We start from the raw sequence: 15,177 nt of genomic DNA on the forward strand, positions 1-15,177 counted from the left end.
TAACATTCCTTTTAAAAGTATCTTAACCGTAAATATACTCAGGCAGCATAGTGGCGAGCTCCGGCCAAATGACTAATATCACCAGCAGTAATAGTTGCATGAGAATAAATGGGATAACCCCTTTATATATCTTATTTGTTGGTATGGACTTTGGCGTCACGCCTCGCAAATAAAACAAAGCAAAACCAAATGGAGGTGTTAAAAACGAGGTTTGCAGATTTATCGCTATCATTATGCCTAACCAAATAGGGTCTACGCCCATCATAAACAAAACAGGCGCCACTAAAGGTACGACCACAAATGTAATTTCGATAAAATCTAAAATAAAACCAAGAACAAAAATAACTAACATGACGGTTAGAATTGCCCCGACCTTTCCACCTGGCATGTCAGTAAAGAGTGAATGAACTAGCTCTTCACCACCAAATCCTCTGAACACCAATGAAAATATTGACGCGCCAATTAAAATTAAGAACACCATAGAAGTAACGGTCAATGTTGATTCCATCACAGTTTTGAGCGTACTTAGGTTTAACTGTTTCTTCTGAATAGCGATAATGATGGCACCAAAAGCGCCTATTCCAGCGGCTTCGGTTGGTGTTGCGATTCCAAACAGAATGGATCCTAAAACAATCACCATTAAGGCAAGAGGCGGGACTAAACTGGATATCAGGGCTCCAATACTCAATTGGTTTCGTTTTGTCCGCTGGCGGTGTCCACTCAGGTTTAAACAGTCCTACCATTAATGAATAAAGCAAATACATGGCCACTAAAATAAGCCCAGGTATTAACGCTCCTGCAAACAAGTCCCCAACAGAAATAGTCTCTGGAGAAAAAATCCCTTGGGATAATTGAGACTGCTGATACGCACTTGATAACACGTCACCTAACAAAACTAACGCAATTGACGGCGGAATAATTTGGCCTAACGTACCTGTTGCCGCAATTACGCCGGTTGAATAGCTCTCGTTATAACCATTTTTTTGCATGGACGGCAGTGCCAATAAACCCATAGTAACAACAGTTGCTCCAACAATGCCGGTACTAGCCGCCATTAGAGCCCCAACTAAAGTGACGGCTATTCCTAAACCTGCTGGCAAACGCCCGAACACTTGAGTCATGCTCGTTAATAAGTCTTCAGCTATTTTTGACTTTTCTAACATGACCCCCATAAAAACAAATAGCGGTACGGCCAATAAAGTTTGATTGGTCATCACACCATATATACGACTTGGCAATGCCATTAAAAGTGAAGTATCAAAACCTCCCATTAAAGAGCCTATACCGGCAAAAATAAGAGCGGTGCCCGCTAAGCTAAATGCAACTGGGTAACCCAATAGCAATACCAAACAAATGGTGACAAACATCAAAATGGCCATCCATTCCATATTAATTAGCTCCGTTGTTAATATTTTGAGGTTGTTTGTTCACATCTTGAGGTTGTTCATTAGCCCTGATTTTTTTGACGCTAACAACACTGTCTGAAATGGCTTGAGTGACCAATAAAATTGGCATTGCGATGATCAACGTTTTTAGTAAGTACACAAAAGGCACGCCACCCGCTTCTTGCGACCCTTCCATAAATTGCCAAGACTGCGCAACGTAATCAAAACTAATATAAATAATGAATAAGCAGGTAGGAATGAGCAGTAATAAATGCCCAACGAGGTTTACTACAGCTTGTTTTTGGGGCGTAAATCTATTGTAAAAAATGTCTACTCGAACATGTTTGTCGTGTTTGAGTACATAAGACATTCCTAACATTAACGTTACGGCATGAAGATATATAATACATTCTTGTAGCGCTATCCAGCCAAGGTTAAAGCCATACCTAAGTGTCACAACTAACGTCATTAAAATAACCATTAGCAATGTTAACCAACTTACGGCTTTACCTACTTGCTCAGATAACTTTTCAATAAATACCACAAACTTACCTCTTATTTTTATTATTGGTAACGTGCTTTTATAGAATTATATTTGGTTAAGCGCGGTCGAATTTACTCCCACCTAGACACTTTGGTGACAGTGGTACGTCTGTTGTTTCTCGCCACTCTTTAGGTGTAAAAGTGTGGATAGCCAGTGCATGAATGTCATTTTTAGCTCATCAGCTAAACAACTATTAATAGCTCTATGGCGTTGGATTAACTTTTGATCTTTAAAAGTCTTGGAAATAACAACAACTTTAAAATGCGATTCGCTACCCTCTGGAACATTGTGTTGACTGCTTTCATTCACCACATCTAATATATCTGGTAAAAAAGTATTGGTTAATTTTTCAATTATCTTTAGTTCAATTACACCTGACGTCATTATTTTTATTCCTTTGATAAACAGCTCAATAAAGAGTAAAACAAAAGTTTGGCTTTGAGTCTATCTATGAATGTAACGAAATGTCAGGCTAATCCTGCCCTCCCGTACCTTTTTCCTAGACGGAACCTGATGTTTGAACGCACGTTGCATGCCGGCTTTCATCATCAACAATGCACCATTTGATAGCTCAACCGCCGCAGTTTGATTCGTCTTTTTGTCTTTAAAGTGCATTGTCCGTGAAGCACCTAAAGATAAACTGGCCACGATAGGGTTTGGGCCTAACTCAGGTTCATCGTCTGAATGCCAACCCATTTTATCTTCGCCATTTCGATAAAAGTTCACCAATACAGAATTAAAATATACACCTTGCTGCGCATGAATGTGATCTCTGACTCTTTCTAGTAGTGGGTGCCAAGCGTTTTCATTTAAGGCTTTCCCACTATACTGATACTGTACTCCTTCATCGGATTGCCAACACTGTAGCCGAGGAATAGGATGTCGTTTAGAAAACACAACAATTTCAGGTTGTTGCCAATCCAATTGTTGCTCAAGTTGCTGGTAGAGCTCAGTGGCGTCGATAAAAGACAAAAAGTCTGGAACATACTCCAACCAAGGTTTTACTAATTCTGGTATGGCATGTTCACTTTTAACTTCTATATCATTTAATTCGTTGAATAAGTCTGTTTGCAAATTTACATCTCTCCCCAGCGGTGGGACAATACCCATTAACAAATTTACCAAAGAGCGAGCTATGAATACAAGCTGGACAGTTGCCAATACTCAATTTGAGTTACATCGTTATCCACCTAATCAGCATGACAAGTCCTTACAAGCCTGGGACAGTTTCTGATGACTTAGTGGTGCAACATGTTCTCGACACCTACCAGCACACTCTACCTCTGCCTGACATTTTAGTTTATGACGACTTATTTGGTGCAATTTCGCTAGCCTTAAATAACTTTCCGCTAAGCTGTGTGGTAGATTCTTACGTTAGTAAAATGGCAATTGAATACAACCATGAACACAATTCAAAAGTTTCGCCTATCGTTTATAACTCTTTAGAAAAACCATCCGCAGCCTCAATTATTGTTATCAAATTAACTAAAAACTTAGCTTACCTGGAGCACCAATTACAGGCTATAAATCAGTACCAAGAAAACTGTGACATTATTGCGACCGGTAAAACAACGCTTGTAACCACTTCCGTTATGAAGCTATTTGAGCGTTATTTTGATGATGTTTCTAGCAGCCTAGCTAAGAAAAAGAGTCGGTTGATCTTTGCTAAAAAGCAACACAACAAATTAGTAGACGATGCCAATCTATTGAAACCTAAGTTTGAGGCCAAATGGCCAGAGCAAAATTTAGTATTGCGTTCACACGCCAACGTTTTTAGCAAAGACCAAATTGATATTGGTGGCCGTTTTTTAGCGGATCACTTACCATTGTTAACAAAGCAGGATAATAACTTCACTGTCATTGATTTAGGTTGTGGCAACGGATTACTAGGTTTGTGTTATCTGCAACAAAATAAAGACCGCATTAAAGAATTAATCACAGACGAAGCATCACAACAAAATCTAGATTTTAAAATGATCTTCACTGATGAGTCACACATGGCAATAAATTCAGTACAACAAAATGTCGAAATCAATGCCAATGAATTGATAAATGTATGTAATTTCAGTCAAGATGACTGTTTATCGCAACAACTTGATAATTCGGCGGATTTGATATTGTGCAACCCGCCATTTCACCAGCAAAATACCATCACAACTCATATTACTGAGCAAATGATAAAGCAGTCTGCAACGGTATTAAAAAGTAACGGCGTAATCTTGCTTGTTGCTAATACACACCTCGCCTACCAGAAGATGTTAAAAGATACATTTGGTGGCTTTACTGTATTATCGAGTAACTCGAAATTTGTTATATATATGTGCCAACATAAAAACGTAAATAAAAGATAAGGTAGAACAATGAAAAACTAATAAATATAGTCTCTGCAGCATTATTAACGTTAATACTAGGTGGCTGTGCGAATCAATTTGAACAGGCGGTAAAATTAGCGCCAATCGCCATGTCTCCAAAACTACTAATGAGTGTCAAAACATCACGGTAAGCGATTCACGCGCACAACAGGCCATGGCAATGGTGAATAGTAGCGAATTCATGGAAGTGGCTAATATTACGAAACTAGTTTCACCTTGGCTAAAAAACACCTTAAAAACAAGTTCAAATGGTCGAAACAACTTAAACTTTGATATTACGACGGCTACAAGCTACATAAACAGTACGCCATGTCTTTTGAGTCAGAAGCCGTACTTGAGTGGACCGTGACGTTAGAGTCAGCAAACCGCACATGGAAAAAGAGTTATCAAACGGGCATTAACCAAGACGGGCCAATGAAATTTAGCCAAGAAGACGTTACTAAAAATATGAACCTTATGTTGAGCACATTATTAGAACGCACGCTTCAAGATGAAGAGTTTCAAAAAGCGTTAAGCCGCTAAACAAGGAGTTTCACTGAATGAAAAAAGGATTAAACACACTGTTTAACGCTCTGCTGTGCTGTTCGTTATTGCTAGTTGCAGTTCAATCTCCTTTATCTCACTCAAGTGAGGTACCAAGAGGTGAATACATACAACCTGATAATCTCTTTCCTAAAGTAAAGATGGAAACAAGCATCGGCTCGATAATCATTGAGCTTGATAGAAGTAAAACTCAAATTACCGTAGATAACTTTTTAAGTTATGTTGTTGCCAAGCGATACGACAGTACTATTTTCCATCGTTTAGAGCCTGAGTTTGTGCTTCAAGGTGGTGGTTATAAAAAAGAAATGGATGATGTTTCTCAAGTCAAAGAGTTCAAGGAAATTATCAATGAGTCGGGCAGTGGATTAAAAAACAAACAGTTCACTATTTCTATGGCAAGGCAATATGAGCCACATACGGCAACCAGCCAATTCTTTTTCAACTTAGCGGATAACGACAGTTTAAATCCAGGAAAAAAGTGGGGTTACACCGTTTTGGCGAAGTAGTTGAAGGTTTCGAAGTACTGGAAAAGGCGATAGAAATTGGCAGTGAATACTCCGAAGAGCTTGGCTGGCCTAATTATCCTAAGAAAGAAATAAAAATAATTTCCGTTCAAATTTTGTCCATATAGGTTTTTGTGTCTATACTGACTTAGGTTTAACGAAAAAGGCAGTATCGTTAAACCGTACCCTTTACTAATACAAATAACAAATAGGGGTGATTAAAGTGGTAAAAACACACCGATTTATCCACAACAAAACGGATCAGCTAAGCTACTACGCTAATGCATTATTGGATGGAGAGATTCAAGATTCAGAAGTTGATTTATATTGTTGGGATACTATAGAGGAATGGTCACAAATTAACGCTAAAGAAGCATGCCTAACACCGTTGGAAAGTGCATTTTGGTATTTGTTGCATCAGATTTCATTTTGGAGCTCATCTGAAATTCAGACGAGTGAAAAATTAAAAAATGAAATGGTTTCCTGCATTAGTTACCTGCAAGGGTATGGTCGATTTCCTGACTTTTGTTCAGGCATTCGACCTTAACACTTGATATTCGGTAAAATCTTGACAACAATCGGCCTATTAGTTTTACTTTTAGGCCGATTTTTATTTTGAGCACCGCACTTTCAACATATTCCCAAACTCTATTAAATTTACTGGCTTCATTTAAAGTTTACTTTCAGCTTAATGTCATTCGTCTATTTGCTTTTGGCTTTGCGGCTGGTCTACCGCTTATGTTGGTATTTTCTTCACTGTCATTTTGGTTGCGAGAAGCCGGTGCCGAACGAAGTGCAATAGGCTTTTTTAGCTGGATAACGCTGGCCTATGCAATAAAATGGATTTGGGCACCAGCCGTAGATAAATTCAAGCTGCCAATTCTGCATAAACTTTTAGGGCGTCGGAGAAGCTGGCTATTGCTGAGCCAAAGCTGTTTAGTTTTTAGCATTGCAGCAATGGCACTAACAAACCCAGCGGATAACCTTTTTGTAATGGCCATTGCGGCAGTATGTGTGGCATTTTCTTCTGCTACCCAAGATATTGTCATTGATGCCTATAGAATCGAGTCAGGCGATGATAAGCAACAAGCTGCGATGGCAGCGGCTTACATGATTGGTTATCGACTAGCAATGATCGTGGCCACAGCGGGTGTCCTTTACTTTACCGCCCTATTTGAATCGGCTCAGAACTACGACTTCAACGCTTGGCAGTCTAGCTACTTCATAATGGCTGGTTTAATGGCAAGCACCATGTTTATTACGCTTACTTCGCCAGAGCCCACACCAACAAATACTATTTCTTCGCCTAACTCAGTTAAGCAAACCCCAATTGAAAAGTTTAAAGTAGCATTTATTGATCCTGTACTGGATTTAATATCGCGCTATCGCACCCACGCTTTATTACTCATAGTACTAATTGCAACCTACAGAGTTTCGGACATTGTAATGGGCGTAATGGCCAATGTTTTTTACGTCGATATGGGTTACACAAAACAAGAGATAGCGGCTATCTCTAAAGTATTTGGTGTAATAATGACCCTACTCGGCGCTTTTTTTGCCGGTGGTTTAATAAATCGCTTTGGTATTTTGCCAATACTTCTTGCTGGCGCCATATTATCAGCAGTCACAAACCTTTTGTTTGTAGTGCTTTCACAGTCTTCCCACAGCACTGAACTACTAACCGTGGTTATATCTATTGATAATCTAAGTGCTGGCATTGCTATGGCGGCATTAATAGCGTTTTTAAGCTCATTAACTAACAAGGAGTTTACTGCAACTCAGTATGCTTGGCTAAGCTCTGCAATGTTGTTACTGCCAAAGTCTATTGGTGGGTTTTCAGGGGTGTGGCTTGAAAGTATTGGTTACACTAACTTTTTTACACTCACAGCTTTATTAGGTTTGCCAACGATCATTGCTCTCGTTATTTTAATAAAACAAAAATGGCATGCATAAGCATGCCGTTTTTGTCTGAAATACTATTGAGCGATCTTTTTTAAACCTTCCAAAGGATCAATATCAAGCGCTTTGCAATATCTGACGTACTCTATGATGTCTAAACGGCGTTCTTGATTTTCGACTTTACCCACAAATGAGTGTGGGGTCCCAATAATTTGAGACAACGTTCGCATGGTGTGGCCTTTTTCTTTACGTTTAACTTTAAGCCACGCCATTAAAATTTTATTTTCGTCAGATGAAACGCTACCGTTCATCATAGTTACTACTCCCATTTATATACAATTTTTAATTTTAACCCCGACTGACACTCCCATATCAGCAGAGTATATTAGTAACACAGCAATAGAGGCCCATCAACTGTCTGTTAACGTTTCCTAACACTTTTTATAAGATACTGTTTTAAATGGAATTTAATAACCACATTAATATACGCTTGTAATATATTTGTCATATGGAATACGTTGTCATTCAGGTTTTCTCTTATCGACAAATTAAGATAAAACAGGCATTCTGCGCGCTCTATTCAGAGGTTCATTTTTATGACTAAAAACCCACAACTACGTAAAACCCTAAAACTTGCTTGGCCTATATCATTGCAAAGTATGTTGGTTACTTTTTTAAGTATGATTGATGTGATGATGGTTAGTCATTTGGGTGATGAAGCCATTGCTGCAGTAGGGTTGGGAAATCGTGTACTTTTTGTAGTAATGGTCATTATCATGGGCCTAAGCTGGGCCGTCGGTATTCTATCTGCGCAGTATCACGGAGCCGGTAATGGCGATAAAATTCGTGGCACTATTATTATCGCTATTTGTTACTCTTTTATTGCACTGATTCCTGTAATTGTTGCTGCGTATTACTTGTCAGACGATGTAATGGGCTTGGGTAGCCTAGACCCTATAGTTATTGCATTAGGTGAAACTTACCTCTGGATCACAATGCCTAGCATGGTCTTTGTTGCCATTATTCAAATATTCGAGAATGCACTAAGAAGTATAAACCAAGTAAAGATACCGCTCGTTTTCAGTGCCATTTCTATCATATTAAACGTTGTACTCAACTATTGGCTCATTAATGGTGGCCTTGGTATTTCCGCACTTGGTGTTGCTGGCGCGGCATGGGCAACGTCTATCTCTCGTCTATTTCAGTTAATTGCACTGGTTACTTTTCTACAATCTCAACGACATATATTGCACATCTCTTTAAATGATTTTGATTTCCTAAAAGTAAAATTGCATTGGCAGAAATTACTAAGTTTAGTTCTCCCTATGATGTTCAGTTTTGGTATTTGGTCACTTGGTTCTTTTACCTACCAACTTATCTTTGGGCGTATAGGCACAACAGAAACTCGCAGTTATTAGTATGCTCCTTCCTGTTGAAGGCATATTTCTATCCATATTTTTTGGTATCGCCTCGGCATGTTCTATTGTGGTGGGTCAGCATTTAGGTGCCAATCAATTAGATGAAGCTTGGAGCATGGCCAAGATTTTTTCTGTTTTAGGCCCTTTTGTAGCTTTGCTGATGGGCGGTTTGCTAATCCTATTTAATGATATTGTGTTATCTCCTTATGAAGGGATATCAGAACAAACTCGACTGCTGGCCAAGTCTATTTTTTATATCGTGGGCGGCTTAGCTTGGCTAAAAGTTATAAACATGACATTAGCAATGGGTATTCTTAGAGCTGGCGGCGACAATCGCTTCTGCTTACTCACTGACACAATTTGTATGTGGCTAATTAGCATTCCGTTAGTATGGCTGGCGGCATTCTATTGGCAATTGTCATTTTTTTGGGTTGTTGTAATTATGTACTCAGAAGAGTTTTGTAAAATATTCATGTTTGCATGGCGAGTAAAGAATAAACGTTGGATGAAAAACCTAACGTCGTAAAGTTTTGAAACCTTTTATATTTTGACCCTAGTTAAGCTATCTATTAAAGTGAAAGCAATTACGAATAAATTGATTTTGCTTGAGGATGTTTAATGGAAACCCCTGATATTTTAATTGCTATTGGCAATTTTGCTTTATATTTTGGCATTAGTTTAGTTTTTCTAATGCTATTCAAATTTGTTTATACAATAGTCACACCACATGACGAGTGGACTCTGATAAAAGACCAACAAAACGTTGCGGCTTCTATAGGTTTTGGTGGCGCAATCATAGGTTTTGCTATTGCTTTAGCAAGTGCAGCAAGTAATTCTGTTTCTCTTTTAGATTTCGCAACGTGGGGCGTTATTGCCTTAATTGCACAATGCCTCGCATTTGCAGTGGTTTCGCTTTATTTTCATGCCTAAAATTGTAGAACGAATTGAGCAAAATGAAATTAGTGCGGGTGTTGTATTAGGTGCAACGAGCATTGCAATTGGCTTATTAAATGCTGCTTGCATGAGTTACTAAGGAGTTACGATGAAGAGAAGTAAAATAACTCTCCTTCCTAATGCCGCTAATTTTGATGGACTTAGTAATACTGGGCGTCAACTTACTCGACCATTATATTTAGGGTTAACTGGTTTACTACTTTCTGGTTGTGGTGAGCCTGACTACACCGCCATTGTTGCCAATACGGTAGAAGATTGTGTTGCCGATACCAGCTTAGACTTCCAACAATGCGAAGTCGCCTACCAAGAAGCTCTAGAAGAAGCGCAGCGAACAGGCCCAAGCTTTTTTAATGAGCAAGACTGCGAATGGGAATTTGGAGCAGAAAACTGCTATCAAGATAATGATACAAATTACTTTTTCCCATTGATGGCGGGTTACCTAATTGCAGATGCGTTATTTGACTCTAAAAAGCGCAAGTATCGTGGTACTTATACACCGGTATTTGGATACAAGCGAAAAGGCTCCAAATTTAATAATAAATACATGTTTGCGGACGGTAATGCGCTTGGCTCCATGAATAAAATGGCCTTTAAAGTTCCAAAAAATTCATTAAAACCTAAGCCGACTTTCGCAAGAACCGTATCTCGCGGAGGCTTTGGCCAAGTAGCAGCACAAAAAGTAAAAATAAATCAAAGACGTTCAACCAATCGAAATCGCAGTTGGGGCGGCTAATTTTGTTCAGGCACCCTATAAAACAACGTCAAAATTGGCAACAACTTGCAGAGAAACTAGGTTTTAAATTTCATACTATGCACGGTGAAGCCTATTGGGATGAAAGTGCTTATTACGAGTTTAACTTAAAGCAAATTGAAGAAGATCTTGAGTCGCCGACGGAAGAGATTCATCAAATGTGTCTTGATATAGTTGATAGGGTCGTAAAAGACGAGTCCTTACTGACAAAGTTTTGTATTCCCGAACACAAGTGGGATTTCGTGCGAGATTCTTGGTTGGCTAAAGAAGATAGTTTGTATTCAAGACTAGACTTTGCCTACGATGGACACTCTCCTGCTAAGTTATACGAGAATAATGCCGATACTCCAACGTCAGTATATGAAACTGGTTTTTGGCAATGGCTGTGGCTTGAAGACAACGTAGATTCCACTATTCTCCATCGTAGAAGTGATCAATTTAATAGTCTTCAGGACAAGCTAATTCATAGGTTTAGGCAGTTATTATTGAACAAGCCTGGCCACATATTGCACTTCTCTTGTTGTAAAGAAAGCGATGAAGACAGGGGGACAGTTCAGTACCTTCAAGACTGTGCGTCAGCCGCTGGTGTACCCAATAAATTTGTTTATATAGAGGACATTGGTATCTCTAATGGTCAGCAATATACTGACTTAGATGATCAAATTATCACTTGGATGTTTAAATTATATCCTTGGGAATTTATGTTTAACGAATCCTTTGGTGACTCGCTAAAAGTAGACACGGAAATGGCTTGGCTAGAGCCTGCATGGAAGAGTCTAATTTCTAACAAAGCAATATTACCTATGCTTTGGAAACACTTTCCACACCACCCAAACTTATTGCCTGCATATTTTGAAGAGGAACTTTCTCTTAGTTCAAGTATCAAAAGTTTGGTAAAAAAACCCATTTTCTCCCGTGAGGGAGCTAATATTAGCTTTATTGATGGAACGCAGGCGACAACCATGTCAGATGGACCATACGGTCAGGAAGGGTATATATACCAAGAAAAACATCTGTTGCCTAAGTTTGGAGACAACTACACTCTTATAGGCAGTTGGTTGGTAAATGATAAAGCGGCTGGCATCTCTATTCGAGAAGATAGTCAGCCTATAACACAAGATTTAAGTCGGTTTGTACCGCATATTATTTTAAATTAGATGAAAGGATTTAACATGAGAAAAAATATCAAATTGGCCTTGGCAGCAGCAATCACAGTTGCTCTCTCGGCATGTAGTTCAAACCCGACTCCAGAAGTACTTAATGAAAACATTCCTGACTGGGTATTAAACCCGTCACTTGAAAACGGCATCGCGCATGCTGAGTGTGTTTCAAGTTCTGGTAATATGTCTATCGACAAAGCACAAGCCATAGCATTGGCTAGAGTTGGCTTAGCTCAACAAATTAGCACTCGCGTAAAAGCGTTAGATAAAACGTTCCAAGAACGAGTAGACGTAGATGGTAACTCTGCTATTGGTGCAACGTTCTCTTCAGTATCTAAACAAGTAACTAACCAAGCACTTGTAGGTGCCACTCCATTAAAAACAAGCTACGCAAACTTTAATGGCAAAAATCAATTATGTGTTTTAACTGGATTGAGCCCTGACAAAACAGAGAGTTTGTTCAAAAGTTTAGTAAGTGCAAGTAACAAGAATTTGTCTATGAATGATGAAAGCGTTTTATACCAAGAGTTTAAAGCGTATAAAGCACAACAAGAACTAGATAGAGAACTTGAAAAAGGAAACTAGCCAAAATTGGTTAACCCTATTCACTAACTTTACTAGCTAACCTTATTAACCAACCTGGCTTGTAGATAATAAAAAGGCTTCAATTTAATAAATGAAGCCTTTTTTGTTTCGTCGACTTATTTCCCGACTATTTCTACTATATTCTCATTAATTTCGCCCAAACCAAAGCTATGTAACTTAGAGCGAGACCCTTCCCCTATTGCCTTAGGAGGTATTAGCATCTCTTTGGACTTTATATCTTGCTCTAAAACGTCCTCTAATGCCGCTCTAATTTCACTTAACGTTTTATCTAAGTTACTTTCAAAGTTAGGTCGCTTTCTAATCGTATGCCCAAGTTCTATCAAACGATAAAAATACTTCTGCGCTAATACTAAAAACTCTTCCGGTAAGTCCTTATTCATGTTCAAACTAACACCTGGGTTAGCTATACAATACTCAACCAACGCACAATAAAAACAAAGCGGCTTGTTAGATAACGCCGTTTCTTTTTGAATACGAGCATTAATGAGTAACTTACTTCGAAGATCAATGGTTAACAATAATGGGGAGTTAGTCACTTTTTGTTCCAATGGCTTGTGGTGTTGCATCAAATGTTGTCGGAAGACTAATAACCACGTGAAAAACAGAGCAAATAACATTGGTACTGCACTAAGGCTGTGGAGCAATGGAAACGCTTTTTCTTTAAAGGAAATGTAGACACTTTGCTCAGCGGAAGACAGCTCCTCATAATCAGCGACAGGCTTTTTAGGCCCTATAAATGTAACTTTAAGTGGCCACTGGTATTTGTCAATTGCTTCATTAAGGCTGTTTATGTAATTTTGAACTTCTTGACTATCGCCTGATTCATTAAGCCACTCTCTTTTAATTGGAATAATAGGCAAGTCTAGGGCAACTCTCTGTAATACATATTGTTTAGTAACAGCCACATGCTTTAAATGACTCATAGCAACACTTGCTTGGTGCACAATGGAGAACAAGACTAAGCTAACTAAAAAGGTACTTACCGCTTGAAGCTTAATAGAATTCATAAATAATTTATTTAACTTCCTCATCATAACTCCCCTTCATTCTTTTCAGCACTAGAGCAGTTACTTTTAACTAAGGTAAGTTTTTGATAGTAAGAGGACTCTTGTTGGGATGCAAAGTCCTTTAAAAATCGTTGCGAGGCGCACAATAAGTCCTCATTTTGTTTAGCGAGTCTTAAATACCACGACGTTCCTGAGACTGAATCGGCAATACTTGTTATATAGTTTCGGGAAAGCTTTTCTTGATCTTCTGATTGCCAATATGAAGATATGATATCAACCTTGCCAGCGGTCAACATTTCTCGCAATTCATTATGTGAGCTTGCATAAACGATATTCATACGACTCAGCGTTAAGCCAAGCTCCGTAAACAGCTTTTTAGGTACTATATGACCTGAGCGACTAGTTGGGTAATCGACTAAGCCTATGGTTTTATCCAGGAAATACTCTTTTGTTAATACTGGTTTTTCATAAAGTGAAATTAGGTAGGTTTTATAATTAGGATAATAAGCCACCTTTTTATAACCATGAGTGTCTTCAGCTTTAAGTGCGGACATAATATTTTCTTTAACTAACGCTAAGTCTGCTTTGCCATTACCTAACATTCTAATCGTATTAACATCGCTTACTCCCCAGTAAGAAGAAACCTCGCCATACTGTCTATTAATTATTGGATCTGCGCAGGCAATCTCATTTAACAAAAGAGAGCTTGTTTCACCACCGCTATATATAACAAAACTTCTTTTATTGTTTTTTGACTGTGTTGAGCAGTCTATTGAGGTCTCTATTAATGGCGACAATGGCACTATTTGGCTGTCTGTATGTAACTTGGCTGTCATCCAAACAACAACACAAGCACCTATAAAAAAGGTGACATACCAACTCTTATTTAATTTGGATAAAAGCAAGTGCATTTTTTCAAATTCCTCTAAACCCTGCATTACGCTACAAATTTATTCTATCCTTATTTACTTATTGTTTTAAGTAATTTTACTCATTAATTGTAACCCATTGTTTTTATTGCTTTATTAACATGTAATTATGAATCCCAACATATCCTTTCTAATATTTAAAAAACAAGCATAATAGCGACAGTTTCAGAGAGATTGTGGTTGATATTTGACCAGCTCAATTTTTACAATTACATTACAAAAGTAGAAACGGAAATTAATAAATGAAGAATTTTAAGCTTGTGCTATTTACAACACTAGCGTCTATAATGCTGTTAGCGGTCTCAAACAATGCTGCAGCTTATGGCCAAAATGGTCATCGTATTATTGGTCAAATTGCCGAGTGGCATTTAACCCCAGTAACTAAACAAGCTATAGAAAAGTTACTCAGTGGCGACCACCTTCCAGAAGTAACAACATGGGCAGACGAAATGCGCTCATCACCAGACAAAAAATGGTGGTCTCGAACTAAGTGGCATTATATTAGTTTAAATACGATTGATGATTTCAAACCTGATACATACAAGTTCGAAGATGAAGTTAAAGATGTATACACCGGTATCTGCAAAGCAATAGACGTTCTCTCCTCTCCAAAATCAAAACAACAAGAAAAAGAATTTTACCTACGTTTCCTAACACATTTAGTTGGTGACTTGCACATGCCTCTGCATGTTGGTCGTGCCGAAGATAAAGGCGGCAATACTATTCAAGTTGAGTTTTTCAGAGAGAAAATGAACCTGCACACTTTGTGGGACACAAAACTAATTGAAAGCCAAAATTTATCTTTTACCGAATTTGCACGATTCATTAATACAACTGACACAAAACTTGTGTCTAATTATGTTTCAACTCAACCAAGAGATTGGGTTGTTGAATCTTTTAATCTTCGTGACGATGTTTACGACATAAAAGACGGCGAATTTTCATATGACTATATCTATAGACATATGCCAACAGTTAAAGACCAATTGCGCAAAGGCGGAATTCGATTGGCTGGTATTTTAAACGCAATTTTTGATCCTAATGTAAAAGTAGGCAAAAACGGCGTAAAGATAAAATAATAATAAAACAACAATTTTTAATTTTAA

At 38.3% G+C, this 15,177-nt stretch carries 16 protein-coding genes and 3 pseudogenes; 12 read left to right on the forward strand and 7 right to left on the reverse strand.

The window, feature by feature from the left end; translation table 11 throughout:
• Positions 1-22: 22 nt before the first annotated feature.
• From GNP35_RS16590 to GNP35_RS11520, 4 genes and pseudogenes are all read right to left on the reverse strand, one after another.
• Positions 23-1,388: pseudogene (locus tag GNP35_RS16590) on the reverse strand (TRAP transporter large permease).
• Position 1,389: 1 nt separating this feature from the next.
• Entirely contained in the window at positions 1,390-1,929 is a 540-nt protein-coding gene (locus tag GNP35_RS11510; RefSeq protein WP_330997803.1) for a TRAP transporter small permease subunit, read from the reverse strand.
• 55 nt (positions 1,930-1,984) lie between these two features.
• Positions 1,985-2,313, reverse strand: a pseudogene (locus GNP35_RS11515) (BolA/IbaG family iron-sulfur metabolism protein).
• Between the two features lie 60 nt (positions 2,314-2,373).
• Positions 2,374-3,039 (reverse strand): alpha-ketoglutarate-dependent dioxygenase AlkB family protein, encoded by a 666-nt coding sequence (locus tag GNP35_RS11520; protein ID WP_155696253.1) that lies wholly within the window; start codon positions 3,037-3,039, stop codon positions 2,374-2,376.
• 44 nt (positions 3,040-3,083) lie between these two features.
• Here GNP35_RS11520 and GNP35_RS11525 point away from each other — a divergent pair, with 44 nt between their 5' ends.
• From GNP35_RS11525 to GNP35_RS11545, 5 genes are all read left to right on the forward strand, one after another.
• Positions 3,084-4,280, forward strand: a complete 1,197-nt coding sequence (locus GNP35_RS11525) for a methyltransferase (RefSeq protein WP_155696254.1) — start codon at positions 3,084-3,086, stop codon at positions 4,278-4,280.
• A 330-nt stretch (positions 4,281-4,610) separates the two neighbouring features.
• Positions 4,611-4,823, forward strand: coding sequence for a YajG family lipoprotein (locus tag GNP35_RS11530; protein ID WP_155696255.1), 213 nt, complete (start codon positions 4,611-4,613; stop codon positions 4,821-4,823).
• Positions 4,824-4,840: 17 nt separating this feature from the next.
• A complete protein-coding gene (locus GNP35_RS11535; RefSeq protein ID WP_230961423.1) occupies positions 4,841-5,350 on the forward strand; it encodes a peptidylprolyl isomerase in 510 nt (169 codons plus the stop codon).
• 220 nt (positions 5,351-5,570) lie between these two features.
• Positions 5,571-5,894, forward strand: a complete 324-nt coding sequence (locus tag GNP35_RS11540) for a hypothetical protein (protein ID WP_155696256.1) — start codon at positions 5,571-5,573, stop codon at positions 5,892-5,894.
• Positions 5,895-5,962: 68 nt separating this feature from the next.
• A complete protein-coding gene (locus GNP35_RS11545) occupies positions 5,963-7,300 on the forward strand; it encodes an AmpG family muropeptide MFS transporter (protein WP_155696257.1) in 1,338 nt (445 codons plus the stop codon).
• A 23-nt stretch (positions 7,301-7,323) separates the two neighbouring features.
• Here the strand turns inward: GNP35_RS11545 and GNP35_RS11550 are convergent, their stop codons facing one another.
• Complete coding sequence (locus GNP35_RS11550; protein WP_155696258.1) at positions 7,324-7,560, reverse strand: helix-turn-helix domain-containing protein; 237 nt, start codon at positions 7,558-7,560, stop codon at positions 7,324-7,326.
• A gap of 282 nt (positions 7,561-7,842) precedes the next feature.
• Between GNP35_RS11550 and GNP35_RS15810 the strand changes: the two genes are divergently transcribed.
• The 6 genes and pseudogenes from GNP35_RS15810 to GNP35_RS11575 all read left to right on the forward strand — a co-directional run bounded on the left by GNP35_RS15810 (position 7,843) and on the right by GNP35_RS11575 (position 12,114).
• Positions 7,843-8,664, forward strand: a complete 822-nt coding sequence (locus GNP35_RS15810; protein WP_230961424.1) for an MATE family efflux transporter — start codon at positions 7,843-7,845, stop codon at positions 8,662-8,664.
• A gap of 1 nt (position 8,665) precedes the next feature.
• Positions 8,666-9,190, forward strand: coding sequence for an MATE family efflux transporter (locus tag GNP35_RS15815; protein ID WP_230961425.1), 525 nt, complete (start codon positions 8,666-8,668; stop codon positions 9,188-9,190).
• Positions 9,191-9,282: 92 nt separating this feature from the next.
• Positions 9,283-9,697: pseudogene (locus tag GNP35_RS11560) on the forward strand (DUF350 domain-containing protein).
• Positions 9,698-9,706: 9 nt separating this feature from the next.
• The gene (locus GNP35_RS11565; RefSeq protein WP_155696259.1) at positions 9,707-10,351 is read left to right on the forward strand and encodes a DUF1190 domain-containing protein; all 645 of its coding nucleotides are present in this window, start codon (positions 9,707-9,709) and stop codon (positions 10,349-10,351) included.
• Between the two features lie 2 nt (positions 10,352-10,353).
• On the forward strand, positions 10,354-11,526 hold the full coding sequence (locus GNP35_RS11570) for a glutathionylspermidine synthase family protein (RefSeq protein WP_155696260.1): 1,173 nt from the start codon (positions 10,354-10,356) through the stop codon (positions 11,524-11,526).
• Positions 11,527-11,541: 15 nt separating this feature from the next.
• Complete coding sequence (locus GNP35_RS11575; protein ID WP_155696261.1) at positions 11,542-12,114, forward strand: hypothetical protein; 573 nt, start codon at positions 11,542-11,544, stop codon at positions 12,112-12,114.
• A gap of 116 nt (positions 12,115-12,230) precedes the next feature.
• On the opposite strand, the gene GNP35_RS11580 is transcribed toward GNP35_RS11575, so the two are convergent.
• Both GNP35_RS11580 and GNP35_RS11585 read right to left on the reverse strand, forming a co-directional pair.
• Complete coding sequence (locus GNP35_RS11580) at positions 12,231-13,169, reverse strand: hypothetical protein (RefSeq protein ID WP_230961426.1); 939 nt, start codon at positions 13,167-13,169, stop codon at positions 12,231-12,233.
• Positions 13,166-14,053: a PhnD/SsuA/transferrin family substrate-binding protein gene (locus tag GNP35_RS11585; RefSeq protein ID WP_155696263.1), complete on the reverse strand. Its 888-nt coding sequence runs from the start codon at positions 14,051-14,053 to the stop codon at positions 13,166-13,168. The genes GNP35_RS11580 and GNP35_RS11585 overlap by 4 nt, the downstream gene beginning before the upstream one ends.
• Before the next feature lie 260 nt (positions 14,054-14,313).
• Between GNP35_RS11585 and GNP35_RS11590 the strand changes: the two genes are divergently transcribed.
• Positions 14,314-15,150 (forward strand): S1/P1 nuclease, encoded by an 837-nt coding sequence (locus GNP35_RS11590; RefSeq protein ID WP_196492504.1) that lies wholly within the window; start codon positions 14,314-14,316, stop codon positions 15,148-15,150.
• The last annotated feature ends 27 nt before the right edge of the window (positions 15,151-15,177 follow it).

The organism is Psychrosphaera haliotis (genome assembly GCF_009728465.1).
Lineage (GTDB): Bacteria > Pseudomonadota > Gammaproteobacteria > Enterobacterales > Alteromonadaceae > Psychrosphaera > Psychrosphaera haliotis.